The sequence below is a fragment of the Stenotrophomonas sp. X genome (assembly GCF_055721025.1).
This window is the reverse complement of sequence record NZ_CM146756.1, coordinates 3,931,755-3,957,630: the sequence shown is the minus strand read 5'-3', so window position 1 is coordinate 3,957,630 and position 25,876 is coordinate 3,931,755. Positions and strand designations below refer to the sequence as shown.

The following is a 25,876-nucleotide window of genomic DNA, read 5'->3' as shown; positions in this document are numbered from 1 at the left end:
CCTACCAGCCGTACGGCGGCGGGTAGTCCCAATAGCCCGGGCCGCGGCCGTAATAGCCGCCATACGGACCGAAGAAGCCCGGTCCCTTGCCTTCGCTCACGTGGATGTTGACGTTGACCCCGTGGGTCTTGCCCTCATCGGTGGTGTAGTTCTTGCTCAGGTTCAGCGTGGCGGCGTTGTAGTGGCTGTTGCCACCGTTCTTGGAATAGCCGATGCCGGTGGTGAAGCTGCCGGACACCTTGACCTTGTCGTCGGTGACGTCGGCGATCTTCGCGTCGTCGTGCACGCGCGGGCCGCTCTTGTCGCCGTAATAGGTGCCGGGCGGGTCCTGCTGCAGGGCCGGGTCGTTGAGGTAGCGCAGCGGCGCCTGCGGCAGCGTCAGGTCCAGGCCGGCAGCCTGCGGCGCGGTAGCGCCAGCGGCGGACTGGGCCAGCACGGTTCCCGGCAGGGCCAGGCACAGCAGCAGGGTCAGGGGGCGGATCATGACGGCGCTCCAGCGGACAGGTGGCCGCGCAACACGCGGCGGTACAGGCCGACGCTAGCAGGGGTTGCTTGAATGATGCCTGTCGGCGCCCGCTTGCGGTAGAGCCAGGCCATGCCTGGCTGCACGCTACAACCGTTCGAACCCGAACAGCCCTTCCAGCGCATGCTTGCGCCGCTCGATCCGGGCCCGCAGCAGCTGGGCGCCGATCATTGAATAGGTGATGCCGTTGCCACCGTAGGCCATGGCGAGTTGGACCCGCGGGCCCCACTGCGGGTGCGGGCCGAAGAAGGGCAGGCCGTCGGCGGTTTCGGCGAAGGTGCCGGCCCAGGAAAAGGCGGGCACCGGGTCCAGCCGCGGGAACCAGTGCAGGAGCTGATCCATCAGCTTTTCGGCCTTGCGCTGCACGCGCCGGTCGCGCCGGGCCGGGATATCGATGGCGTCGTCCAGCCCACCCACCAGCAGGCGGCGGTCGCCGGTGGCGCGCAGGTACAGGTACGGGCGGGCGCTCTCCCAGACCATCGTGTTGCGCAGCCGGCCGAGCACGTCCGCATCGATGGGATCGGTGATGAAGGCGTAGCTGCTGCGGTTGCGCGCGACCCGCTGTTCGAGCCAGCGCTGGTTGGCGTAGCCCATCGCCAGAACCACGTGGCGGGCACGGACCGTGGCGCCGGCCTCGGTCATCGCGGTCACCCCCTGCGCGCCAGGCTTCAGCGTGTGCAGCACGGTGCGGTCGTGCACATGGCCGCCGCGGCGGCGCACTCGTTTGAGCAGGCCGTAGGTGAGGCAGTAGGGATCGACCCGCGCTGCCTGGCGGGTCAACAGGGCGCCGCCGGCATCCACGTCGAAGCGTTCGCGCAGGGCTTCGCGGTCCAGCCAACGCGCGTCCAGTCCAATATCGCGGCGTGCAGCTCCTTCGGCCATCAGGCGCGGCACGTCGCGCCGCCGGCTGGCCAGGTACAGGCTGTCCATCTGCCGGAAATCCACCTCCTTCAGACCGCGTGCCACTTCAGCCAGTGGCGGAATCGCGTCGGCACAGGCAAGGTAGGCCAGGGCGGCGGCATCCCTGCCATAGCGCTCGGCCAGTTCCAGCAGATGGGTATCGATCTCGTACTGCAGCAGCGCGGTGCTGGCCGCCGTGCTGCCCCAGCCGATGTCGCGCTGCTCGATCACCGCCACCTCGTGGCCGTGGGCGGACAGTTCGTCGGCGATCAGCGCACCGGTGATGCCGCCACCGACCACCAGCACGTCGCAGCGCAGATCCTGCTCCAGCGGGGGAAAGGCCTGCAGCAGCCCGTTGCGCACTGCCCACCAGGGGTAGCCACTTTTCAGGTCCATGCGTGGTCGTGCTCAGGCGGTGGGGTGGCCGGTATGCGGGGTCTGGATCAGTTCGGACAGATCGAAGCCCTGCAGGCGGGCCGCGGCCAGATAATGGTCCTGCACGGTCGCGTCCAGGCGTGGCTCGCGCGCCAGCAGCCACAGGTACTTGCGATCCGGGCTGCCGACCAGCGAGACGCTGTAGTCCGGGGCGACCTGGATCACCCAGTAGTCGCCCTTGGCGAACGGCAGCCAGCGCAGGCCCTTGGGCAGGAAACTGACCTCCAGCCGCGCGCTGTCGTTGTCGACGGCGCAGGCCTCGCCGGTGGCCTCTTCGATCTCGCCGTCCATGCGGCAGCGGTTGGTGACGCCGACGTTGCCGTTGTCGAGCAGGGTGTAGTGCGCCGACACATCGGTGCAGCCTTCCGGCTCGTGGCGCATCGGCAGGCGCGCGATCTCGTACCAGGTGCCCAGGTAGCGCGGCAGCTTGAGGTCGGCGACGGTCTTCAGCGGCGGGTGCTCGGTCATCGGTCATCGTGGCAGGGACGGGCCTCCACGATGCCGATGGGCTCGCCATGGGCGGGTGAAGCCGGGGCGATGGCCGCGTCCAGAACGATCCGTCGCTGCTGCGACGTGCCTGTTGTCACCGGCATGGCGGTATCCTGCCGCCAGCGCCGTGTTTTCCTGATCCAACCGAGGTGGAGGTGCCGATGTACCAGGTGATCCTGTTGAAGAGTGAATCCGCGTTCGCACGCGAACAGTGGCCTCAGGTCGATGATCTGGTCGACTACGAGGGCGTCAGCTACAGCCTGCGAGCCGGCCCGCGCCAGCCACTGCCGACCGACCACGAGTGGCACCCGGTGGCGGTGTATGCGCCCGATGAGATCACCGAGGAAGAGTTCCAGGACTGGTACGCGCTGCAGCAGCCGACTGTGGAAGAGCTGCGCCTGAAGTACTGATACTGCTGCACGTCCCCCATCCGCCGTTTACCGCCTGTGCCGTATAGTCGCGCGCAGGCGCGGTGGTCCGCGCGAACCGGTGTGGCTGCGTGTCTTCTTTCCTGCGATCGATCCGTGCACGGGGGCCCTGGTGGGTCCTGCTGCTGTGCACTGCCTTCCTGCTGTCCGCGCCGGTGCTGGCACAGGAGGAGGACCCCACGCCCAAGCAGCAGCTGGCGGACATCGATTCGCGGTTGAAGGATGTCGAGCGCAAGCGTGGCGATGCGGAAGCCACCGAGACGCTGGCGATGCTGTCCGAGAATGCCTCGCAGGCACGGCGTGACGCCGAGGCACTGGAAAAGGCACTGCAGCCCCAGCTGGATCGCATCAACGAGCAACTGGCGCAGCTGGGGACGCCTGCCGAGGGCACCACAGAGCCGCCAGAGCTGGCGGCGCAGCGACGGGCCATAACCAGGCAGCGCGATGGCGTGGCCGCGTCGGTGGCACAGGCCAAGGCCAGTGCCGTGCGTGCACAGCAGCTGGCGGCGGACATCGAGCAGCAGCGCACCGCACAACGTACGGAAGAACTGGGCCAGAAGGTCGCCTCGCCGCTGTCGCCTGCGTTGTGGAGCAAGGTGGCCGAGCGCCTGCCGATCGATATCGCGCGCGTTGCGCCGTTGGCCGAGCAGGGGCGCGATGCGCTGGTCGCCGGCATCCGCAGCCATGGCTGGGGCACGCCGCTGCTGGGCCTGCTGGCCGCGCTGGTGATGATGTTCCCGCTGCGGTTGTGGCTGCGCAGGCTGGGGCGGAAGTTCGCCGCGTCCGAGCGCGCGCCTGACGGACGACTGCGCCGGTCTGGCCTGGCGATGTGGCTGCTGCTGGTGGGCACGCTGCTGCCCGGTTATGCGGTAGTGGTGCTGATGGCGGCGCTGGATGCGATCGATGCCATCGCGCCGCGCCTGCAGGTCGTGGCCGACGGCCTGGAGACCGCCACCTTCCGTGCGGCCTTCATTGCCGCGCTCAGCGCCTGCCTGCTGGTGCCCAAGCGCCCATCATGGCGGCTGTTGAACCTCGACGACACCGCCGCGCTGAAGCTTCGCAAATACGCCTGGGGCGCTGCGGCACTGGCCTGGCTGAGCACGGTGCTGGTGGCCCTCGACCAGGCTACGCGCACCAGCGATGTCACCACGGTGGCGTTGGACGGCCTGATTGCCCTGACCTACCTCGGCCTGATCATGGCCATGCTGGTGACCCTGGCGCGCCTGCATCGGCGGCAGACCGCCGAGGCCGAGGCCAAGCTGGAAGCACAGGCCGATGGCGTGGGGGCAACCACGCCCGTGCGCCGCAGCAGCTGGCTGGTACTGGCCCGGGTAGCGGGCAACATCGCGGTGGTGGCGGCCATCGTCGCCACGTTGCTGGGCTACCTGAATTTCGCCAAGTTCGTGAACCAGCAGCTGATCGGCGGCAGTATCGTAGTGCTGGCCGCAACCTTGCTGTTCAAGTTCGTCGATGACCTGAGCACCTGGATGCTCAACGCCGACAGCAAGGTCGGCCAGACCATCCTGCTCAGCACCGGCCTGAGCGTATCCCGGCTGGAACAGGCGGGCGTGCTGCTGTCGGCGGCGTTGCGCACCATCGTCGTACTGATCGCGCTGCTGGCGCTGGTGGCGCCGTTCGGCAACATCGGCGCGGTGGTGGAGCGCTTCTCCTCGCTGTTCACCTCTGGATTCGACATTGGCGGAACCAAGCTGGAGCCGGTGCGCATCGTGCTGGCGGTGCTGGTGCTACTGGCTGGCCTGGCCGTTACCCAGCTGGTACAGCGCTGGCTGACCGACACCTACCTGCCCAAGACCGAGCTGGACCTGGGCGCGCGTAATTCGGTGAGTACCGTTGCCCGCTATGTGGGCATCATCATCGCGGTGATCTGGGCGCTGAGCGCGATGGGCCTGCAGCTGAGCAAGCTGGCATTGCTGGTCAGCGCGCTGTCGGTGGGTATCGGTTTCGGCCTGCAGGTGATCACCCAGAACTTCGTCTCCGGCCTGATCCTGCTGGCCGAGCGGCCGGTGAAGATCGGTGACTGGGTGAAGCTGGGTGACCAGGAGGGCGACATCCGCCGCATCAGCCTGCGTTCGACCGAGATCCAGGTGGGCGACAAGTCGACGTTGATCGTGCCCAACTCCGAGCTGGTCACCAAGACCGTGCGCAACATGACGATGGGCAACAACCAGGGCCGCATCCAGATCCAGTTCGCGGTGCCGCCCAGCACGGATGTCGGCAATCTGCGGCAGGCCCTGCTGGATGCCTACACCGCGCACACGAATGTGCTGAAACAGCCGGCACCGACGGTCTACATCGACAGCATTGCCGGTGGCCAGATCACCATCAACAGCTTCGCTTACGTGGCCAGCCCGCGGCAGGTGTACGCCACCCGCAGCGACCTGTACTTCAGCCTGCTGCAGATCCTGGCCGAGCGGAACATTCCGCTGTCGACCCCGACCGACATCCACATCATCCGCGATCCGCAGGAGTAGGGGGTTCTTTGCAGGGCTGCGCCCTGCACCCGCTACAAGCCGGAGCAACGGCAACGGCAAAAGCTGGTTTCCTGTGGGATGGCGGGGTGGGTCCGGTTGCGGGGGACGCTGCAAGTACCCCTCCGGGGCCCGGCCCAGCCGCTGGCGGCTGCGCGTTCGGGCGCTTGCGAAGCAGTGCTTCGCAAGCGAAGCGCCCTCACCCATGTAAGCTCGGTCGCCGCATCCATGCGGCTCACGCCCCCGCAACCGGACCCACCCCGCCTTCGACAGTTTTCCGCGATCTTTTGGAATTGCTTTTGGGGTCAGATCCGCTTTCCGGAGGAAAACGGATCTGACCCCATTTTGATTTTCGATATCTGACAGATTGTGTCGACCAAGGTCGACACCTACCGACAGCCGCAGGACTCTGTCAGAGGTGGGGCGGTGTCGGAGTGCGGGGTGTCAGCCGCATGGATGCGGCTGCCAAGCCTCCAGGGACGGATTTACGGCGTCCCCGCACTCCGACACCGCCCCGCCCAACCACGGAATGCACGCTGTTGCTGTTGCCGTTGCTCCGGTTTGTAGCGGGTGCAGGGCGCAGCCCTGCAAATAGGCCTACCCCCGCGGTCGGCTGCGCGAGGGCACCAGTGCGAACGTATCCACCGCCAGCTTCTCGGCGTGGTTCAACCACGCGCGGATCTCCAGATCGTCCACTTCGTGATCCAGCCCGAACGACACGTTGATCTTGCCGTTGGCATCGGGCTGTACCCACTGCTGGGCCAGTACCACCTTGCGCTGCGAGGACACCGCTTCGATCCAGAAGCCGCGGTCCGGGCGCGTGCTCGCCACCAGTTGCAGCATGTACTGGCCGGCACGCGTACGGCGTCCCTTCTGGGTGATCATGTGTGCCTGGCGCACGCTCGGGCGCGGGCCCTGGAGCGTATCCAGCGGTGCATCCACCGCGATGCCACCGCGCAGGTCGTTGTCGCGGTACAGCTTGATGCCATTGTCGCGGTTGACGAGCAGGGCGCACCAGTCGCCGTCGGCCGAGCCGTCCTCGAACGCGGTGCAACGGTCGACGTAGGCCAGGGTGTTGTCCGGGTCGGCATCATCGAACTGGCGCGAGGTGTTTTCCAGATACACGGACTTCAGGCCCCAGTCCTTGTCGTACTCCAGCAGCACCGGCGGCTGCACGTGCTGCAGGCCAACGACCACTTGGTCATCGCCATCGATCTTCAGTTCGCGGGTCGGCTGGCCCAGCCACAGCGAGCGGGCGAAGGCCAGGTACTGCGGGTAGTCGCGGCCATCATCGCGGTGCGCGGCCACGCTGGCGCTGGGCGCGCGCTGCGGATCGATCAGCGAACGGCCAAAGCCCATCGTCTTCAGGTTCGGGTCCAGCAGGCTGAGCAGGGTTGCACCGGAATCCAGGGTGGTGCCAGCGTCGGCACTGAGCTGCTGCGGGGCAATGCCGTCGCCGAGGAACAGCAGCAGGTTCTCGCGCTTCTGCTTGGCCAGCACGTGGCTGAGGTCGTTGGGCATCGCCAGGTGGTCGGAGGCGATCACGATCAGCGTGTCCTTCCCATACGGGCTGGCCTGGATACGCTCGACCAGCTGTGAGATCAGGCGGTCGGTGCACTTGAGTGCATTGAGCAGGCCGATGTTGCCGTGCCCGCTGTGGTAGCGCTCGCCCTTGCACGACACCGGCAGGTGGCCCGCCGGGTGGTGGGTGTCCATGGTCAGCGTGGTCAGCATGAACGGTGAACCGGCGCGCGAGAGCTGCTCGAAGCGCTGGTAGGCGGTGTCCAGCAGCACGTCGTCGTGCACGCCCCAGGCCGAGTAGTGGATGCGGCCGATCTTCTTCTGCTGCTTGAACCAGGCCAGGTCATGCACTTCGTCAAAGCCATGGCTGGCCAGGAACTGGCCCTTGCCGGCGAACTGGCCGTTGGCGCCGCCCAGGTAATGGTTGGTGTAGCCCTGTTGCTTCAGGTAGTCGCCCAGGCACACCGCCTTGGGCAGGAAACTGCCCATGCGGTCCATGCTGTTCTCGTCGCCCTGCGAGGTGGTCAGCGGCACGCCACACATTGACGACACCAGGCCGGCGATGGTCCAACCGCTGCCTTCGGCCGAGGCCAGGCCACGCACGTCCAGCGACTTGGACGCCAGGCGGTTGAGGTTGGGCATCAGGCCGGGAAACACGGCCTCGTCCAGATAGGTGCGTTCCAGGCTTTCGCCGTAGATCCATACGATGTTGCGCGGGCGCTGCAGCGGCTGCGTCGGCACCTGGTACTCGGGGGCGATGCGGGCGAAATCGACCGGGCGCAGCTGCTGGTAGAGGCGTTGGCCGTCACGTGCCAGCGGGCTGATCAGGATCGTCGCCACCCACACGGTCGCGAAACCGGCGAACAGCGCACCACCGTGGCCGGGCCGGCGCCAGCGCTTCACCCGCGTGGCAAACAGCGGCAGCAGCGAGACCAGCGCCAGCACGATGAAGCCGGCGATGTAGCCCTTGAAGTCGGAGACACCAGCGCCTTCCATGTCGGCGCCGAGGTGATAAAGCGTGGCGGCGTTGAGCCCATCCCCGGACAGCTTGTCGATCAGCCACCACGCGCTGAGCATCAGCAACAGCAGCGAGAATGCACCGGCCTTCCACCACACCCACTTGTCGGACGCGAGGAACAGCCAGCACAGCAGCAACAACGACAACAGCAGTATCCAGAGCATAGGCAGCTTCGGCAGTGACGGGGTGGTGGCGATGGACGTCGTACCGACGCGTGTCCATCCGACCGGCGCTGCTGCAAGCACATCCACATGACAGGCCGATGACCCGATAGTGCATGCACGAAGCTGACTGAAATGTTTGTTGAAAGCACGCGCGCTCAATCACGCCGCGAAGGTAAAACGAGCGTGAAAGGCTTCGTTGGATTGCATTAAAAAACCGCATGAATACGCGGATTTTCACCAATGCATCAGCGGTGCCCGCGTTCCTCGCGTGCCCGCGCGCGGCGATCGAACAGCAATGCACTGGTAACAATGCCCAGCCCCAGCACTACGCCGATCAACAGCAGTAACAGCGCGATGAGGGGATAGCCGAACAGGTGCCAGCCGGTGTCGATCTTCATCATCATTGCCGCAGCCATGATCAACGCGGCGCTGATGATGCCGGCCGCCACGCGGTTGGCGATCTTCTGCAGGTTCTCCATCAACCGCGATTCTTCCAGCCCGGTCACCTTCATCTGCAGGCGGTTCTCGGCCAGCAGCGCCATGATGTCCGACAGCTTGCGCGGCCCATCGCGCAGCAGCTGCTGCAGCTCCATCGCCTCGCTGGCGATGTTGGCCGCCGACAGGGATTTCTTCAGGCGCGCGCGCATCACGTGCTGCAGCTGGCGCTCGACGATGCGGCGCGTGTCCAGCTCCGGCGCCAGCAGCCGGCACACGGTTTCCAGGTTGAGCAGGGCCTTGCCCAGCAGGCTCAGTTCCGGCGGCGTGCGCAGCCCGCAGGCAGTGGCGATGCGCACCATGTCCAGCACCACGCGGCCTTCGGAGAAGCTGCCACTGGCGGCGTAGCGCGCGATCAGCTGGCCGGTCTCGCGCAGGTAGCGCTCTTCGTCGAAGGCCTCCAGCCGCGTGCTGATGCTGATCAGATCGTCGGCCACTTCTTCGCCGCGGCCATCGACGGCGGCGAACAGGATCTTCAGCAGCCGCTCGCGCAGGCGCGGCGGCATGTGCGCGACCATGCCCAGGTCGAAGATCGCCAGCCGGCCATCGGGCATCACCCGCAGGTTGCCCGGGTGCGGGTCGGCATGGATCTCGCCATGCACGAAGATCTGGTCCAGGTAGCCGCGGATCAGCGCCGCTGCCAGCGGATCCATGTCCTGCTCGGTGCGGCGCACGCCAGAGATCGCATCCACGCGCACGCCGGTGGCGAGCTCCATGGTCAGCACGCGCTGGCTGCTGTAGTCCCAGATCGGCTGCGGTACCCACAGGCGGCGGAAGGGCCGCAGATGCCGTCCGAAGCGGGCCAGGTTCTCGGCCTCAGCGTGGTAGTCCAGCTCCTGCATCAGGGTCTTGGCGAACTCGTTGAGCCAGTCGCGCAGGCGCACGCGGCGGCCGACCTGGGTCAGATGATCGGCGGCCAGCGCAAAGCTGCGCAGCGCTTCCAGGTCCGAGCGCAGCTGCGCGGCCACTTCAGGCTTCTGCACTTTCACTGCCACCTGGCGGCCATCGTGCAGCACCGCGCGATGTACCTGCGCGATCGACGCACAACCCAACGGCTCGGGATCGAACGAGGCAAACAGCTTGTTCACCCCCACCCCCAGCTCCTGCTCGATGATGGCGTGGATGCGCTCTACCGGGATCGGCGCCACCTTCTCCTGCATGCGCTCCAGGGCGGTGGCGAACTCCACCGGCACCATGTCCGGGCGGGTGGACAGCATCTGGCCCAGCTTGACGAAGGTCGGCCCCAGGGCCTCCAGGTCACTGACGAACTGTTCCGGGTTGCCATCGGCGGGCACGTCGGCCTGGTTGCTGGCGGCGTCCAGGTTCATGCCGGAGAACACGCCCGAATGGCGGTAGCGCAGCAGCAGGCGCAGGATCTGGCTGCGCCGGTTCATGCCTTTGACCAGCGGAGGATTGCCATTGGCGGTGGGCGGATTGCTCAAGCGGAACTCCCATGCGGCAAGGACGGTAGTGCCGGCCGCTGGCCGGCAATGTCCGGATTCGGCAGTGTCGCCGGGGGAAGGTGGGCATGCGGTGAACCCCGCAGCTATCGCAGAGGCCGGCGGATCGGTCAGAATCCGCTCATTCCCATTCTTGGACGCCCCATGGCCGGTGCCAGCCTGTTTGCCCTGCTCGACGATATCGCCTCCCTGCTAGACGATGTCTCAGTGCTGACCAAAGTCGCCGCGAAGAAGACCGCCGGTGTGCTGGGCGACGATCTGGCGCTGAACGCGCAGCAGGTGACCGGGGTCAACGCCAACCGCGAACTGCCGGTGGTCTGGGCGGTGGCCAAGGGCTCGCTGGTCAACAAGGTCATCCTGGTGCCGGCGGCGCTGGCGATCAGTGCGCTGGAAGCCTGGCTGCACAGCCGCGGCTGGAACGTGCCGCTGATCGTGCCGCTGATGATGATCGGCGGTGCCTTCCTGTGCTTCGAAGGCGTGGAGAAGCTGGCGCACCGCTTCCTGCATTCCTCCGACGACGATGCCGAGCGCCAGGCCGAACGCCGCAAGGCGCTGGCTGACGCGCAGGTGGACATGGTCGCGTGGGAGAAGGACAAGGTGAAGGGCGCGATCCGCACCGACTTCATCCTTTCGGCCGAGATCATCGTGCTCACCCTGGGCGTGGTCGCCACTGCGTCGTTCACCAACCAGATCCTCACGCTGAGCGTGGTCGCACTGGCGATGACCGTGTTCGTCTATGGGCTGGTGGCGGGCATCGTCAAGCTCGATGACGTTGGGCTGTACCTGTCGCGCAAGGGCGGTGCCATTGCCGCCTTCGGTCGCGGGCTGGTGGCGTCGGCGCCGTGGCTGATGAAGTTCCTGTCGGTGGCCGGCACCATCGCCATGTTCCTGGTCGGCGGCGGCATCCTGGTGCACAACGTGCCGGCCCTGCACCACGCGGTGCAGGCGCTGGGCGGCGAAGGGCAGTGGGGCTGGCTGGTGAGCGCGGTGGGCAACATGGTGGTCGGCATCATCGCCGGCGCCATCGTGCTGGCAGCGGTGACCGGGTTCCAGAAGCTGCGCGGGAAGTGATCTGTAGAGCCGAGCCCACGCTCGGCTGCTCTACGGCGCTGCGCGCCGCCGCCCGAGCATGGGCTTGGGCGCTACAGCGTCTGCACGCTGGATCATCAGCCCGCCTGCACGCGGTTCTTGCCCTGCCGCTTGGCCGCATACAGCGCGTCATCGGCGCGCCGCAGAAGGGTTTCGGTATCGTCACCGGGCTGCCACTGCGCCAGCCCGGCGCTGAAATGCACCGGCACGCGCTGCTCCTGCACGGTCAGCACGCGATGGGCCAGCGAGCGCTGCAGGCGCTGCACGGTGGCCATGCTGTCGGCGCCCTGGGTTTCCGGCAGCACCAGCACGAACTCGTCGCCGCCCAGCCGTGCGATGCCGTCGGTGGCGCGCAGCAGCAGCTTGCACACGGCCACCAGGTGCTGCAGCAACGCATCGCCACCGGCATGCCCATGCGTGTCGTTGGTCAGGTGGAAATCATCCAGGTCGATCACGGCCACGCCCAGCGGTGAGTTGTTGCGCGCGGCGCGCGCCAGCTCGCGCTGCAGCAGTTCGTCCAGGCCGCGACGGTTCAGCGCCTGGGTCAGCGGATCAATGCGTGCCAGGTCTCCGGCGGCACGCAGCTCCTGCTCAAGCTCGGCGATGCGTTGCTCTGCACGTTCCACTTCCTGCCGCGCATTGGCCAGGTGATCGCGGGCCTGTGCGGCCTGCTGCTGCACTTTGCCGGTATCGCGCATCACGTCCTGCAGCAGCTGGTTGAGGTCGGCAATGCTGCGCGCCTCGCGCAGCTGCAATGCGTAGCTGCCGATGCGGTCGTGGTATTCGCCCGTGCTGGTCGCCATGCCGTCCATGCGCTCGATGAACTCGCCCATCAGCCCACGCATCGCCGCCTTCGAATCGTCGATGCCCTGGCGCAGCAGACCCTGCTTGTAGATCACTTCGCGCAACTCGGCGCGGGTGCGCTCGACTGCCTCGGCTTCCAACGGACCGTCCAGCAACTGGCGCACCGCCGCGATCTGGCCCTGCAGCCAGCTGCGGTCATCCAGCAGCTCGCTGACGTTCTCCAGCAGCAGCGCGAACAGCTCCAGCAGCAGCGCCTGCTGCTCCTGCCAGCTTTCGGCACGCACGCCGACCTGGTGGCCAAGTTCGCGCACGCCCTGTTCGATTGGTTCCAGTGCCGTGCCCGGCTGCCATTGGCGCAGGCGCAGGGCCAGCGCCTGCGCCTGCTCGCGCAGGTCCGGGTCGTGCTGCAGCAGGGCCACCACCGCACCGCCCAGCAGCAGCCGCAACTGCTCGGACAGGCGCAGGCTTTCCGGCTGCCCGTCCGGCGAATGCTGCTCGATGGTGCGGATGTACTTGTCGATCAGCTGCCGCATCGCGCGCCCATAGCGCGGCCAATCGGCGCTGGCCTGTGCGGACTGCAGGCGGTCGCCCATGTCGCCCAGTTCGCCGGGCAGGGTGGCCATGCCGTTGGCGAACGCCGCCAGCAGCGGTTCCGGCGCATCGGCGCCCGCGAACAGCTGCTGCAGCGCCACGCCACCGCCGCCCTGCAGCACCACGCGGTCACCCCGGCCATCGTCCACCACCGCGCGCACGCGTGCCGGCGGCCCAAGGGCGGTACCGGGGGCAGGGCGGTGGTCGGGCTGGTCCGTCATGGAGCGAATCCTGGGGCTGGCAGGGACTGGTTCCAGCATATCGGCGCGGCTGCCGATGGCTTGAACGGCTACGATGGGCGACAGGATGCCGCAGTGGAGGTGGTGATGCGCGTGATGTTGCTGGGGGCGACCGGCCTGGTCGGCGGGCTGACCCTTCCCAGGCTGCTGGACGACCCGCGCTGCAGCGCCGTGGTGGCGCCCACCCGCCGCCCGTTGGGCGTAACCCACGGGAAGCTGGAGAACCCGGTCCTGGTCTTCGACGCGTTGCCCACCTCGCCCGAATGGGCGCGCGTAGACGCGGTCATCTGCGCGCTGGGCAGCACCATTGCCCAGGCCGGCAGCCGCGAGGCCTTCCATCGCATCGACCACGACTATCCGCTGGCGTTCGCACGGCTCGCACAGGCACAGGGGGCCAGTACCTATGTGCTGAATTCCGCGGCCGGCGCCAATCCACAGTCGTCGATCTTCTACAGCCGGGTGAAGGGCGAGCTGGAGCGTGACCTGCGCGCGCTGGGCTTCAACTCGTTGACCCTGGTCCGCCCAGGGCTGATCGGGGGCGAGCGCAACGAGGTGCGTCGTGGCGAGCGCCTGGCGCTGACGGTGCTGGGCGCTTTGGGGCCGCTGTCGCCGCGTGCATGGCGGATCAATCCGGCCACCGAGATTGCCAGGGCGCTGGTCGAGGCAGCGTTGGCCCCGCAGCCGGGCGAGCACGTGGTGGCATCGAGCGCACTGGTCGGCTGATGTCGCGAGCGCTGCGCCTGACCCAGCTGCTGCAGCTGCTGCGCCGTCATCGACGGCCGGTGGCCGGGCAGGCGCTGGCCGAAGCGCTGGGCATCAGTCTGCGCACGCTGTATCGCGATATCGAGACCCTGCGCGAGCAAGGCGCCGACCTGCGTGGTGAGGCCGGCGTCGGCTACCAGCTGGCGCCGAGCGATACCCTGCCGCCGATGACCCTGCCGCCCGCCGAGATCGATGCACTGGTGCTTGGCCTGCGCTGGGTTGCGGCCCGCACCGAGCCTGCGCTGGCTGAGGCCGCGCGTGATGCTTTGACGCGTATCGCGCATGTGCTGCCCGCAGCACGCCGGGAAGCCCTGCGTGATAGCGGCCTGCGCGTTGGCCCTTCGCGCGCTGCGGCCAAGGTACCTGCTGCACGCCTGCAGGCTGTGCGCGAAGCGGTGAGCGCGCAACAACGCCTGCAGTTCGGCTACGAGGACTCGCACGGCCAGCGCAGCGCGCGCGTCGTCTGGCCGTTCGCGCTGGGCTACTTCGATGAAGTGCCGATGCTGGCGGCGTGGTGCGAAGGCCGCGAGGACTTCCGCCATTTCCGCCTGGACCGCATCCGCCAGGTGCGCGTGCTGGAGGATCGCTACCTCGTGCCGCGCGCCACGCTGCTGCGGCGCTGGCAGAAGGCGCAGGGCATCGCGCCGGACTGGTTGGACCGCTCGTAACCACATCGAGGAATGGCGCTGTGCGTCAACGCGGTGGGCTTACACAGCTGGTGGGCTATGTGCCGGGGGAGGCCGGGGTGGTACAGGTAATCGTCGACTCTATGGCCTGGGTTACGAGGCCCGACGCATCTTCCAAGAATGTCCTGACGCTCGAAACTTGAGGTTCACCAGGTTTACTTGGTGTACAACCCCAAGTGAAGGTGATGGGGGATGGGATGTTCCTGTCGACTTTGGCGCGGCCACCGCTGCAGATCCATCCGGCAGGACAAGTCAAGATCTCGAGGTTGATATGTACCGGAAACCTCGGATACCCACTGAAGTTCATCGTGGCAGTAACACTGGCGCCTGTTCCAGACACGTTCGGAACGCTGTCCAGCTGAAATGGCTTCGTCAAGGTAGCCACGCCCAGGGTGGACATCCTCTCTATGGGCATGAAGAAAAGGTCATTCGCCCAAGGAGAGCCGTCGTTTCCCCTGCCATGAACAAGGCCGTAGGCCGAGTTGCCGGCATAGACGGGGCCACCACTATCGCCGCCTTTGTTCATCACGGTTCCATCAAGGCTGACGACTTGGACGTAGGTGCCGGCTTCCCCCATTCCAGTTGGCTGCGAACTCTGCGTCTTTGATGGATCCGCATGTGCGACCGGTCGTTACGCCGAACTTGCAGACCGTTGTGCCCGGTGTCATGTCGGCAAGTGATGCCTCATCGGTTATCGTCAGTTCTTCCCCATCGACAATGATTTCGTTCGACTGGGAGAAGATGACGCCGCCACGCTGCTGTGCACCCCACTGAACGTCGTAAGATCCTTTGTTGCGTTCACTCTTGAACAGAATGCGAGCGGTTGGATTGCGCTGATAATTGTCATTATCACAGTGACCGGCAGTGGCCAAGCCTAGTTCGCGAGTTGCAGTTTCGACCACGTTGAAGCCGGCTGTGCAGAGCTGCTGCTGGTAGCCTTCCAGTCGCCGCCCGCCCGCTACGGTGTTTGTTGGCTCTATGAAACCTGTGGTCTCTTTTATGTGGATGAAGTCGGCGACAGAGAGAAGTTTGGAAAGTCTGGCGCGTACGGCATCGGGATCACGTACATATACCTCTACGATAGAGCTCTTCGTGTTTACCGTGGCTGCAAACTCAATGCCGGCCTTGACGAGCTGATCGGACACCTCCTCTTGGGTGGCGCGGAGAAGCTCGAGAGAACGTGGCGCGGTTTCTGCGACGTAGAGGCGGTCCTTGGTGTAAGCAGAAAGTTGGCGTGAGGCATCGCCGGTGAACCTCACCACGATCCTGAATTCAGGGGAGTGCTCGATGTAAAGGCCGGCGAACGTCTCCGGCTTCTCCCTCTGAAGCCGTGCGCTGAGTTTACCTGCGGCCCGTTCCGCATCCATTCGTTGCGCGGCTTCGAACGTGCCTATGTGCATGGTTTCCGCGTAGTGCTGTATTGCTACATCCTTGGGGGCGTCGTCCGCAAGGGCGGGAGAGGCGGTGAGGATGGCTGCCAACAACGGGAGATAACTGCGTATTGTGGTCATGAACTTTCCTTTTCATGTGTATTACGTGAAGTGGCGTTCCATCTGCATTTGACTCTAAATCACTTCTGTCTGTTGCAACTGGTAACTGCGTTTCCCTTTGATTGGTCCGAGCGAAGGTTCATCGCCGACGACAGCTCCCATCATGACTTGGCTTTGCGATATATCGCGAGATCACAGCGGGTCGCCTGTTTTTCCATCCGATGGCGGAAGTGCCCGAAATACGCGAGATGTTCGAACGACGATCGACTCTACCCGATCGATTTCATCCGCTTGATCTACTGACAGAATATGTCAGCAGGCGTGTTCCACCATGAACGCTCCCAACAACGGAGGTTCCCCATGTTCATACCCAGCACCCTGCTGCAGTACGTGCGCGACGTCGCCACCAGCGCCACGTTCTACAGCGGCATTCTCGGCAAGCCACCGGTCGAGCAGTCGCCCGGCTTTGCGCTGTTCCTGCTCAGCGATGGCGCTGCACTGGGCCTGTGGCAGCGTGACGATGTTCAACCGCCGGTGTCCGCGCAGGCCGGCGCCGCGGAACTGGCGATGGTGGTCGCCAACCCCGATACCGTGCAGCAGACGCATGATGCGTGGCGCACTCTCGGCGTGCAGATCCTGCAGGCGCCGGTGACGCTGGAGTTCGGTCACACCTTCGTCGGTGCCGACCCTGATGGTCACCGCCTGCGTGTCTACAGTCGCGCCGAGGGTCTGGTCGCGCGCGATTGATCGCACGAATTCTGTAGAGCCGAGCCCATGCTCGGCCGCTTTTCAGTAGATCCACGCCATGCGTGGATGAAAGCATGAAGCAAGCCGAGCATGGCTCGGCTCTACAGTAGAGCAGGCACAAAAAACGCCGGGCAGTGCCCGGCGTTTCTCCAATTCATGTGCCAACCAAGGTTGGCACCACCGATCAGCTGGATCAGCTGGCCAGTGCCAGGTCGTCCATCATCGCGCGCAGGAAGCGGGCGGCTTCGCCGCCGGTCGCCGCGCGGTGGTCGAAGGTGACCGACAGCGGGATCACCTTGTGCGCTTCCACGCCGCCCATCACCGGGGTCATCTGGTGGCGGGCACGGCCGGCACCGACGATGGCCACGCACGGTGGCACCACGACCGGGGTGGCGTAGCGGCCGGCGAACATGCCGAAGTTGGACAGCGAGATGGTGTAGCCGCTCAGTTCCGAGGCGGCGATCGAGCGCGATTCCACCTGCTCGCGCAGGCGGTTGACGCCCTCTCGGATGCCACGCGCGTCGAGCATGTCGGCATTGCGCAGGGCCGGCACGAACAGGCCGTCGTCGGTGTCCACGGCGATGCCGATGTCTACCTGCGCGTGCAGGGTGCGGGTCAGTGCTTCACCGTCGAACCAGGCGTTCATGGCCGGCACCTTCTGCGCGGCAACGACAATGGCGCGCACCAGGCGGGCGGTGACGTCGTTGCCCGGCAGCCAGGCGTGGATGTCGGCGTCGTCGTTCAGCGTGGTCGGCACGACCTTGCTGTGCGCATCGGCCATGACGCGGGCCATGTTGCGGCGCACGCCCTTCAGCGGTTCCGGCTGGCCCTTGGCGACCACGCCCGGCGGCTGGGTGCGCATCGGCTTGCCGGCGGCGGACAGCGGGGTGCGGGCTTCGCTCTGCACCGGGGCAGACACCTGCGCCGGGGCCGGCGCGGCATACGCGGCGGCAACCGGTGCCGGAGCAGCGCCGAGCTTGGCGGTGCCGTTGGCGGCGGCCTGCTTGACGTCGGCCATGGTCACCGCGCCATCGGTGCCAGTAGCGGCCACGCGGCTCAGGTCCACGCCCAGCTTGCGCGCCATCGCACGCACGGCTGGCACGGCCTTGACGCCACCGACGGCCAGTGCCTGTTCGGCATGCACGGTGTTGGAGCTCTGCATGGCGCCGACCACGGTACCGGCGTCATCACGCTCGGCCGCGGCGGGCTTGGCTTCTTCCACGGCAACCGGTGCGGCGGCCGCCGGCAGCGGCGGCGGCGTCGGTGCAGCGGCAGGCGCTGCGTGACCATGGCTGTGGCCGGTGTCCTGGCCATCGGCACGCTGCGGCAGGTTCGGGTCCAGTTCGAAGCTGGCCAGCACCGAGCCGGTCGGGATGATGTCGCCGGCGGCGCCGGACAGCTTCAGCACCTTGCCGGAGAACGGCGAGGGCACTTCCACCACGGCCTTGGCGGTCTCCATCGAGACCAGCGGCTCGTCCAGCTTGATCACATCGCCTTCCTTGACGAACCACTCGACGATGGTCGCGTCCGGCAGGCCTTCGCCCAGGTCGGGCAGGTTGAAGTTCTTGGTCTGGCTCATTTGCAGTTCTCTTCCAGCAGTTCCAGTTCGCGGGCCGGCAGCCAACCCGTCGCGCCATTGGCGCGCTCGGACCACCACCACCCGCCGTGTTCGTGATGAAGCTTCACCATCTCGCCGCTTTCCACATCCAGCTCGCGGGCGTCGTAGTCGCACAGGGCTTCGGCGCGACCCTCGTCCAGCAGCTGCAACCAGGCGATGGGCGCCCACCCAGCGCGCCCATCGTTGGTGCGTACCCAGGCAAACGCCGGCCATTCCTCGTCACGTACACCTACTTCGACGATCTGGCCGGTGTGGAACCGGAGCGGGTTGGGATACTGGCTGCGGTAAGCCCCCAGAAGGCGGGCCCGCATGTCAGCCGGCCGCCACCGCGCGCTTGGCCGCCGCCACGATCCGCTCAACGCTCGGCAGGTACTTCATTTCCAGGCGGAACAGCGGAATGTGGGTGTCGTAGCCAGTAACGCGCTCGACCGGGGCCAGCAGGTCGTAGATCGATTCCTCGGCCAGGCGCGCGGCGATCTCGGCGCCGAAGCCCGCGGTCTTCGGGGCCTCCTGCACGATCACGCAGCGGCCGGTCTTGGCCACCGATTCGGCGATGGTGGCGAAGTCCAGCGGGCGCAGCGTGGCCACGTCGATGACTTCGGCACTGATGCCTTCGCCGGCCAGCTTGTCGGCTGCTTCCAGCGCTTCCTTCACCTGCGCGCCCCAGGTCACCAGGGTCACGTCGGTGCCGTCGCGCAGCACGAAGCAGACGTCCAGCGGCAACGCTTCGCCGTCGTTGACGACCACTTCCTTGTACTGGCGATAGATGCGCTTGGGCTCCATGTAGATCACCGGATCCGGCTCGCGGATCGCAGCCAGCAGCAGGCCGTAGGCACGCTGCGGCGACGACGGCAGCACCACGCGCAGGCCCGGCACGTTGGTGAAGATCGCCTCGTTGGCTTCGCTGTGGTGTTCCGGCGCGCGGATGCCACCGCCCCACGGCACGCGCAGCACCATCGGGCAGTGCAGGCGGCCACGCGTGCGGTAACGCAGGCGTGCGGCGTGGCAGACGATATGGTCGACCATCGGGTACATGAAGCCATCGAACTGGGCTTCGGCCACCGGCTTCATGCCCTGTGCGGCCAGGCCGATGGTCAGGCCGGCGATGGTGGTTTCGTCCAGCGGGGTGTCGAGGATGCGGTCCGAGCCGAAGCGCTGCTGCAGGCCGGCAGTGGCGCGGAACACGCCGCCGTTGACGCCCACGTCCTCGCCCAGCACCAGCACCGACGGATCGTGTTCCAGTTCCCAGGCCAGCGCCTGGGTGATGGCTTCGATGAGGGTGATCGGGGTGGTGGTCATGCTGTCATCTCCGCGCGCGACCGCAGCGCTGTCGGCGGCGTTGGTGTGCGCGCCGGGCGCGCCGTTCTTGATCTCATCCATGGCGCTTCTCCAGGGCGATCGCCTGGGCACGCTGGGCCAGCAGGTCCGGCGGCGGATCGGCATACAGGAAGTCGAACATCGCCTCGACCGGCTGCACCGGCGTGTTGAGGTAGAGGTTCACTTCCTCGTCCACGCGCGTGCCGCACTCGGCGACCCAGGCGGTTTCCTCTTCTTCGCTCCACACACCGGCGTTGATCAGGTACTTGCGCAGGCGCAGCATCGGCTCGCGCTGCCAGGCATCTTTCACTTCGGCGTCGTCGCGGTAGCGGCGCGCGTCATCGGCGGTGGTGTGGTCGGACAGGCGGTAGGTCATCAGTTCCAGCACGGTGCCGCCGTCGCCGGCCAGCGCACGTTCGCGCGCCTGTTCCATTGCCGCCAGCACCGCGATCAGGTCGTTGCCGTCCACCTGCAGGCAGTGCAGGCCGCCCGCCAGGCCCTTCTGCGCCAGCGTTTCGGCACCGGTCTGGGCCGAGCGCGGCACCGAGATGGCCCAGCCGTTGTTGACGATGCACAGAATCAGCGGCAGCTTGTAGGCGCCGGCCGAGTTCAGTGCTGCGTAGAAGTCGGTCTTGGAGCTGCCGCCGTCGCCGCACACCGCCACCGCGATCTGCGGTTCCTTGTTGAGCTTGAACTTCAGCGCCGCGCCTGCGGCATGCAGGCACTGGGTGGAGATCGGCACGCAGAACGGGAAGTCCCTGGCCGCGTTGCCGCCGTAATCGTTGCCGCGTTCGTCGCCGCCCCAGTACATCAGCACGTCGTGCGGGCGCACGCCACGCATGAACATCGCGCCATACTCGCGGTACGAAGGCGCGAACACGTCGTCCTTCTGCATCGCCGCGCCGATACCCACGTGCGCGGCTTCATGGCCCAGGCAGGCGGCGTAGGTGCCGAGCTTGCCGGTGCGCTGCAGCGCGATGGATTTGCTGTCGAACGTACGTACGAACAGCATCTGCTTGAACAGCGGTACCAGCACCTTGGGGTCGCGCAGCGACGCGGGCAGGTCGTCACGGACGAGCGTGCCGTCCGTGTCCAGGTACTGCAGGTATTCGATCTTGAATTCAGCGGCAACCGTCATTGCGTACTGCACCTTCGACAGAGAAGTTACAAATGATATGAATCGCCATGTTAAGGAACGCGTACGGAATAGCCTTCCTGCGCCGCAACACGGAGATTCCCCGTTTTACCCCTGCCGGCGGGTGGGGGGCCAATAACAACAACGTATTCAGTCGTTGCTGCAAAGCATCAGAATACGCCTTTGGCTGACCGCCGGTACAACGGCGCGGACGGTTCCACGCGCAGGCCCGGCATCGGCCGATGCTCCACGGCCAGCCGCACGCCCCGGTATGGACCCGGCGGCTGCCAGCGCGGCGGCAACGCGCTACCCTTGCCGCCCCCGATCTGGTCCTGCCCATGTCCGTCGACAACAACCAACGCGATCTCGAAGCCGGCATCCACACCGACCTGCAGGGACGCCTGACCTACGGCGGCTACCTGCGGCTGGACCAGCTGCTCAGCGCGCAGCAGCCGCTGTCCAGCCCGCCGCACCATGACGAGATGCTCTTCATCATCCAGCACCAGACCTCGGAGCTGTGGCTGAAGCTGCTGGGCCACGAACTGCGTGCCGCGATCGGCTTCCTGCAGCGCGATGAAGTCTGGCAGTGCCGCAAGGTGCTGGCGCGCAGCAAGCAGGTGCTGCGCCAGCTGACCGAGCAGTGGTCGGTGCTGGAAACGCTGACCCCGTCCGAATACATGGGCTTCCGCGACGTGCTGGGCCCGTCGTCGGGCTTCCAGTCGCTGCAGTACCGCTACATCGAGTTCCTGCTGGGCAACAAGAACGCGCAGATGCTGCAGGTGTTCGAGCACGACCCGGCCGGGCAGGCGCAGCTGCGCACCGTGCTGGAGGCGCCGAGCCTGTACGAGGAATTCCTGAAGTACCTGGCCCGCTTTGGCCATGCAGTGCCGGCGGTCTACGAGGCCCACGACTGGACCCAGCCGCACGTGGCCGACGACGCATTGCAGCCGGTCTTCGAGCGCATCTACCAGGACACCGACCGCTACTGGCGCGAGTACGCGCTGTGCGAGGACCTGGTGGACCTGGAGACGGCTTTCCAGCTGTGGCGATTCCGACACATGCGCACCGTGATGCGGGTGATCGGCTTCAAGCGCGGCACCGGCGGTTCGTCCGGCGTGGGCTTCCTGGCCAAGGCGCTGGAACTGACCTTCTTCCCCGAGCTGTTCCAGGTGCGCACCAGCCTGCAGGCCGCGCCCCCGGCAGCGCTGGGCTGATCCCCATTCAGCTTGGTTCCCGGCCCGCGGCTGGATCGTTTCAGATGCAAGTTCAGGGAGCAGGCTGCCACCTGCCTCAAACGGCGTGTATTTGACGTGAACGCCAGAAGTCGGTGATCCTCGCGCGTTGCTCCAACTGCACAGCGGACGTGCTCGTCATCCACCGAACCAGGAAATCCGCATGAGCGTAAACGCCACTGCGAACACCCCAGAGCCGGCACTGCCGGACTTCAAGACCACGCTGGGCCACCCGCGCCCGTTGTGGATGCTGTTCATGACCGAGTTCTGGGAACGCTTTGCGTTCTACGGCATCCGCTGGGCGTTGGTGCTCTACATCGTTGCCCAGTTCTACAACGGCAGCGCTGCCGGTGAAGGCGACGCCAGCCGCATCTATGGCGCCTACCTGGCCCTGGTGTACGCCGCGGCCATCTTTGGCGGCTACGTGGCCGACCGGGTACTGGGCTACCAGCGCTCGATCCTGACCGGCGCGATCATCATGGCCGCCGGCCTGTTCATGATCTCGCTGCCGCAGGAGCACATCTTCAAGCTCGGCCTGGCCACGATCATCGTCGGCAACGGCCTGTTCAAGCCCAACATCTCGACCATGGTCGGCAAGTTGTACGGCCTGAAGGACGAGCGCCGCGATTCGGGCTTCACCATCTTCTACATGGGCATCAACATCGGCGCGATGATCGCCCCGGTGCTGACCGAGTACCTGGCCCGCAAGGTGTTCGGTACCGATGCGATGCCGTCCTACAAGGTCGTGTTCATCGCCTCGGGCGTGGGCATGCTGATCTCGCTGGTGTGGTTCTACATCGGTCGTGCCGGCCTGAAGGGCATCGGTGCACCGCCGGCCGGCGCGGAAGGCTTCGGCCGCATCATCATGGTGCTGGCCGGTGCCGTGGTCGCCATCCCGGTGGCCTACTTCCTGCTGGCTACCGGCGCCACCGCGCTGGCCTGGATCCTGGGCGCGATGTTCACCGCGCTGGCCATCCTGCTGCTGGTCGAGGGCGTCCGCGAGGGCAAGGTGCAGCGCGACCGCGTGATCGCGATGCTGATCATCTTCGCCTTCAACGTGATGTTCTGGATGTTCTTCGAACAGGCCGGCAGCTCGTTCACCTTCCTGGCCGAGAACATCGTCAACCGCCAGTTCGGCAGCTGGACCTTCCCGACCGCGTGGTTCCAGTCGGTCAACTCGGTGGCGATCATCACCCTGGCACCGGTCATCGCCTGGATCTGGGTGGCGATGGGCCGCGCCAATCCGTCCATCCCGCGCAAGTTCGGCCTGGGCCTGCTGTTCAACGGCGCCGCCTTCGCGCTGCTGATGTTCGCCCTGTCGCAGATGGTGGTGGACGGCAAGATCCCGTTCTGGACCCTGTTCATGGTCTACGTCATCCAGTCGGTGGGTGAGCTGTGCCTGTCGCCGATCGGCCTTTCGATGGTGACCAAGCTGGCCCCGGTGCGCCTGGTCGGCTTCGGCATGGGTGGCTGGTTCCTGTCCACCGGCATCGGCAACAACCTGTCGGGCATCTTCGCTGGCGTGGTCAGTGGTGAAGGCGGCATGACGGTCGAGTCGGCCCTGAAGGGGTATACCTTCGGGTTCTGGGCCCTGATCGGCTCCGGCGTGGTGCTGTTCCTGATCGCCCCGCTGATCAACAAGCTGATGCACGGCGTCAAGTAATGAAGCGAGGGTAGAAAGCATGCGCAGCAAGCTCGGTGGTGCAACGGTGGTGGTCTGTGCGGCGCTGATCGGCGCCTGTTCCCAACCGCAACCGCCTGCCACCGCCGAGCCCACGCAGCCCCTGGATACCCGACCCACCGAGCCACCGGTCGCTGACCCCAGCGAACCGGTGGCCTCGGGCAACACCCCGGTGGCGGCAGACATCGCCGCCATCGCCGGGCTCGGTGCGCAGTTCGACCCGGCCCGCAACCCCGCCGATGACCTGGCCACCGCCAAGGTGGAAGCCCAGCGCGGCAAGAAGCGCATCCTGCTGGAGGTCGGCAACGCCGCCTGCGATCGCTGCCGGGCGCTGGATGATGTGGTGGAAGGCAACGGCGACCTGCGCCGCTTCCGCGACGCCCACTACGTGTGGGTGAAGGTCAACGCCAGCGACGAACAGCCCAACACCGCCTTCTTCGCCCAGTTCCCGGTGATGGAGCGCGACTACCCGCACCTGCTGGTACTGGACGCCGATGGCAGCCTGCTGGTCTCGCAGGCCACTGCTGAGCTGCGCAAGGGCGAAGCCTTCCAGCCTGCGCGGGTGAGCGCGTTCCTCAAGCAGTGGGCACCCGACAAACCGGAATAGGGGAGTGCCGGCCGCTGGCCGTCATGCTCTGGTGGATGCCGACCGCGGCCGCCTACCCCGGTGGGTGCCGACCGTTGGTCGGCACAGAAGTGCATCCACGCATGACGTGGCTCTACTGTGGTTGCGGTCACATTCCCGGAATCGGCATCTCAATATCGCAACGCGCTCGCCGTTACCGGCAAGGACCTCAGTCGACATCCCGTCGATGCAACCTTCCGGAACGCCCATGCACAGCGACCACGCCGAACGATTGCCCGAACCTGCCAGCCACCTGGCCGAGGGTGGGGCAGGCGAGGGCGTGACTTTGCCGGCGCAGGAAACCCTGTTGGACGACGCCGGCACCGGCGAGGAAACCGTCGAACTGGCCCCGCCCCGCCATCGCCTGCCGCAGATCGCGCTGCCCGATAACGTGGTGCTGAAGGGTGCGGTGCAGAAACTGGTCGAGCAGAAGGCGCGCCTTGATGCGCTGGCCGCCGAAGGCCAGCTGGCCGGGCTGCTGCCGCCGGAATGGCAGGGCCATGGCGCGCGCGCGATCGAGCTGTCCACCTTCATCCAGGGCGTGCTGCCGTTCCTGCAGACCGGGGAGCGTGGCGAAACCGCGCCTGCCCGTCTGCCGGTGCGGCACGTGCTGGGGGATGACAGCCGGTGGGGCCTGGAGGATGTCACCGAGCCGAAGTCGTTGGCGTGGTACCTGGCCAGTGACGAGCGAGCCACGGCGGGCAGCAAGGACGTGGCGGAGGCGTACCTGGTGGGTGCGCTGGGCCTGGCGTGGATGCAGGAAGGGCGCAGCCGCCCGGGCTTCCTGCGTGCGATGGGCCAGGACAGCCTGGCGGCGCGGGTGACCATGCTGGGTTATCCGCCCGCCAACGAACTGGCGCTGTACAACGTCACCGCGCAGGGCCAGCCGCAGATCTGGTGCGTGCACGGCCGCCGCCGCATGCGCCCGCTGGTGGCGCCGTGGCTGAGCGTGCCGCTGCTGACCGCTTACGGCGTGCCGGCCCCGGTGGCGTGGCCGTCCAGCTTCCCACCGGTGGAGGCCGTGGCCGAAGTGCTGGCGACCGCCCGCCTGGGGCGCGCGCTGCCGGAAGTGGATCTGGGCAAGGTGGTGGCGAAGATCGCCGAGGATGCCGCGTCCGACGCCTGGCAACCGGTCAGCCTGCTGCAGCTCAATACCTGGTCACCGCGCTGGCATTTCTTCCTGGGCACCTTCGTCGGCCTGCCGTCGCTGCTGCTGGTGGCTGCGGCGCTGGCGCTGCCCGGGGCCGTCGAAGCCGCCACGGTTGCCGCCTCGCTGGGCTTCGCCGGCGGCGCCATCGCAGCACTGGCCGTGCCGTGGATCCACGCAAGGCGCAAGCACCTGAGCTGAAAAAAGGGGACGGAGGGGATTAGGTCGTTTCAGGCACACCTGTGCTCATTACGACTTAATCCCCTCCGTCCCCTTTTTCGTTCAGACCCCTTCGCCCATCCGCTCCAGGCCTTCGCCGGCCAGGCGCAGGATCAGCTTTTCCAGCAGTTGTTCTTCCTCGTCGCTCAGGACCGACATCAGCTTGCGGGTGATCTCGATCACCATCGGCGCGATGGTCTCGTACACCTCGAAGCCGGCGGCCGACAGCGCCAGTACCGAGCGGCGGCGGTCGTCGCCATGCGTCTCGCGCTTGATGAAGCCGCGCTCCAGCAGGCGGGCCACGGCGCGGCTGACCGCCACCTTGTCCATCGCCGTGCGGTCGGAGACCTCGCTGGCCGAGGAGCCCGGGTACAGCGCCAGGATGGTGATCACCCGCCACTCAGGGATCGCCAGACCGTAACGATCGCCGTATAGCTTGGCGATGTTGCCGCTGACCCGGTTGGACAGCACGCTCAGCCGATACGGCAGGAACTGTTCCAGGTCGAGCAGGACGTGCGAGGCACGCAGGCGGGTCGAGGCGGGATCGGGGCTCATGTTGCGGTGCACCTTGC

At 66.6% G+C, this 25,876-nt stretch carries 21 protein-coding genes and 1 pseudogene; 10 read left to right on the top strand and 12 right to left on the bottom strand.

Annotated features, from left to right (window positions below; translation table 11 throughout):
• Nucleotide 1: 1 nt before the first annotated feature.
• From ACZ75I_RS18190 to ACZ75I_RS18180, 3 genes are all read right to left on the bottom strand, one after another.
• Nucleotides 2-484, bottom strand: coding sequence for a hypothetical protein (locus ACZ75I_RS18190; protein ID WP_065178855.1), 483 nt, complete (start codon nt 482-484; stop codon nt 2-4).
• A 126-nt stretch (nt 485-610) separates the two neighbouring features.
• A complete protein-coding gene (locus tag ACZ75I_RS18185) occupies nt 611-1,819 on the bottom strand; it encodes an NAD(P)/FAD-dependent oxidoreductase (protein WP_472958461.1) in 1,209 nt (402 codons plus the stop codon).
• A 12-nt stretch (nt 1,820-1,831) separates the two neighbouring features.
• Complete coding sequence (locus ACZ75I_RS18180) at nt 1,832-2,326, bottom strand: lipocalin family protein (protein ID WP_005419954.1); 495 nt, start codon at nt 2,324-2,326, stop codon at nt 1,832-1,834.
• Nucleotides 2,327-2,508: 182 nt separating this feature from the next.
• On the opposite strand from ACZ75I_RS18180, the gene ACZ75I_RS18175 reads away from it, so the two are divergent.
• Nucleotides 2,509-2,757, top strand: a complete 249-nt coding sequence (locus tag ACZ75I_RS18175; protein WP_005419952.1) for a hypothetical protein — start codon at nt 2,509-2,511, stop codon at nt 2,755-2,757.
• A gap of 89 nt (nt 2,758-2,846) precedes the next feature.
• The gene (locus ACZ75I_RS18170) at nt 2,847-5,267 is read left to right on the top strand and encodes a DUF3772 domain-containing protein (protein WP_346476386.1); all 2,421 of its coding nucleotides are present in this window, start codon (nt 2,847-2,849) and stop codon (nt 5,265-5,267) included.
• Between the two features lie 594 nt (nt 5,268-5,861).
• Here the strand turns inward: ACZ75I_RS18170 and ACZ75I_RS18165 are convergent.
• Both ACZ75I_RS18165 and ACZ75I_RS18160 read right to left on the bottom strand, forming a co-directional pair.
• A complete protein-coding gene (locus ACZ75I_RS18165) occupies nt 5,862-7,967 on the bottom strand; it encodes a phosphoglycerol transferase I (protein WP_472958460.1) in 2,106 nt (701 codons plus the stop codon).
• A 245-nt stretch (nt 7,968-8,212) separates the two neighbouring features.
• Nucleotides 8,213-9,859 (bottom strand): annotated as a pseudogene (locus tag ACZ75I_RS18160) (ABC1 kinase family protein); the annotation flags it as partial.
• 207 nt (nt 9,860-10,066) lie between these two features.
• On the opposite strand from ACZ75I_RS18160, the gene ACZ75I_RS18155 reads away from it, so the two are divergent.
• Nucleotides 10,067-10,993, top strand: a complete 927-nt coding sequence (locus tag ACZ75I_RS18155) for a DUF808 domain-containing protein (RefSeq protein ID WP_061480242.1) — start codon at nt 10,067-10,069, stop codon at nt 10,991-10,993.
• Between the two features lie 95 nt (nt 10,994-11,088).
• Here the strand turns inward: ACZ75I_RS18155 and ACZ75I_RS18150 are convergent, their stop codons facing one another.
• Nucleotides 11,089-12,627: a GGDEF domain-containing protein gene (locus ACZ75I_RS18150; RefSeq protein ID WP_180870416.1), complete on the bottom strand. Its 1,539-nt coding sequence runs from the start codon at nt 12,625-12,627 to the stop codon at nt 11,089-11,091.
• A 105-nt stretch (nt 12,628-12,732) separates the two neighbouring features.
• Here ACZ75I_RS18150 and ACZ75I_RS18145 point away from each other — a divergent pair, with 105 nt between their 5' ends.
• Nucleotides 12,733-13,368: a Rossmann-fold NAD(P)-binding domain-containing protein gene (locus tag ACZ75I_RS18145; protein ID WP_180870418.1), complete on the top strand. Its 636-nt coding sequence runs from the start codon at nt 12,733-12,735 to the stop codon at nt 13,366-13,368.
• Complete coding sequence (locus ACZ75I_RS18140) at nt 13,368-14,075, top strand: helix-turn-helix transcriptional regulator (protein ID WP_472958459.1); 708 nt, start codon at nt 13,368-13,370, stop codon at nt 14,073-14,075. Before ACZ75I_RS18145 ends, ACZ75I_RS18140 begins: the two co-directional genes overlap by 1 nt.
• A gap of 554 nt (nt 14,076-14,629) precedes the next feature.
• Here the strand turns inward: ACZ75I_RS18140 and ACZ75I_RS18135 are convergent.
• Entirely contained in the window at nt 14,630-15,604 is a 975-nt protein-coding gene (locus ACZ75I_RS18135) for a chymotrypsin family serine protease (protein WP_472958457.1), read from the bottom strand.
• Nucleotides 15,605-15,943: 339 nt separating this feature from the next.
• Here ACZ75I_RS18135 and ACZ75I_RS18130 point away from each other — a divergent pair, with 339 nt between their 5' ends.
• Nucleotides 15,944-16,330, top strand: a complete 387-nt coding sequence (locus ACZ75I_RS18130; RefSeq protein WP_180870422.1) for a VOC family protein — start codon at nt 15,944-15,946, stop codon at nt 16,328-16,330.
• Between the two features lie 193 nt (nt 16,331-16,523).
• Here ACZ75I_RS18130 and ACZ75I_RS18125 read toward each other — a convergent pair whose 3' ends face one another.
• The 4 genes from ACZ75I_RS18125 to pdhA are packed head-to-tail and all read right to left on the bottom strand — an operon-like array spanning nt 16,524 to nt 20,403.
• Complete coding sequence (locus ACZ75I_RS18125) at nt 16,524-17,909, bottom strand: dihydrolipoamide acetyltransferase family protein (RefSeq protein ID WP_231352357.1); 1,386 nt, start codon at nt 17,907-17,909, stop codon at nt 16,524-16,526.
• Nucleotides 17,906-18,259, bottom strand: coding sequence for an SH3 domain-containing protein (locus tag ACZ75I_RS18120; protein WP_005411349.1), 354 nt, complete (start codon nt 18,257-18,259; stop codon nt 17,906-17,908). The genes ACZ75I_RS18125 and ACZ75I_RS18120 overlap by 4 nt, the downstream gene beginning before the upstream one ends.
• 1 nt (nt 18,260) lies before the next feature.
• Nucleotides 18,261-19,328: an alpha-ketoacid dehydrogenase subunit beta gene (locus ACZ75I_RS18115; protein WP_005419896.1), complete on the bottom strand. Its 1,068-nt coding sequence runs from the start codon at nt 19,326-19,328 to the stop codon at nt 18,261-18,263.
• On the bottom strand, nt 19,321-20,403 hold the full coding sequence (gene pdhA, locus ACZ75I_RS18110) for a pyruvate dehydrogenase (acetyl-transferring) E1 component subunit alpha (RefSeq protein WP_010482685.1): 1,083 nt from the start codon (nt 20,401-20,403) through the stop codon (nt 19,321-19,323). The genes ACZ75I_RS18115 and pdhA overlap by 8 nt, the downstream gene beginning before the upstream one ends.
• Before the next feature lie 335 nt (nt 20,404-20,738).
• On the opposite strand from pdhA, the gene ACZ75I_RS18105 reads away from it, so the two are divergent.
• From ACZ75I_RS18105 to ACZ75I_RS18090, 4 genes are all read left to right on the top strand, one after another.
• On the top strand, nt 20,739-21,614 hold the full coding sequence (locus ACZ75I_RS18105) for a tryptophan 2,3-dioxygenase (protein ID WP_005419892.1): 876 nt from the start codon (nt 20,739-20,741) through the stop codon (nt 21,612-21,614).
• Nucleotides 21,615-21,795: 181 nt separating this feature from the next.
• Nucleotides 21,796-23,295: a peptide MFS transporter gene (locus ACZ75I_RS18100; protein ID WP_061480233.1), complete on the top strand. Its 1,500-nt coding sequence runs from the start codon at nt 21,796-21,798 to the stop codon at nt 23,293-23,295.
• 19 nt (nt 23,296-23,314) lie between these two features.
• Nucleotides 23,315-23,920 carry a thioredoxin family protein gene (locus ACZ75I_RS18095; protein ID WP_346476384.1) on the top strand — a complete coding sequence of 202 codons (606 nt, stop codon included), beginning with the start codon at nt 23,315-23,317 and terminating at the stop codon, nt 23,918-23,920.
• Nucleotides 23,921-24,146: 226 nt separating this feature from the next.
• Entirely contained in the window at nt 24,147-25,286 is a 1,140-nt protein-coding gene (locus ACZ75I_RS18090; protein ID WP_061480231.1) for a hypothetical protein, read from the top strand.
• 81 nt (nt 25,287-25,367) lie between these two features.
• Here ACZ75I_RS18090 and ACZ75I_RS18085 read toward each other — a convergent pair whose 3' ends face one another.
• A complete protein-coding gene (locus tag ACZ75I_RS18085; RefSeq protein ID WP_061480230.1) occupies nt 25,368-25,859 on the bottom strand; it encodes a MarR family winged helix-turn-helix transcriptional regulator in 492 nt (163 codons plus the stop codon).
• Nucleotides 25,860-25,876 lie beyond the last annotated feature (17 nt).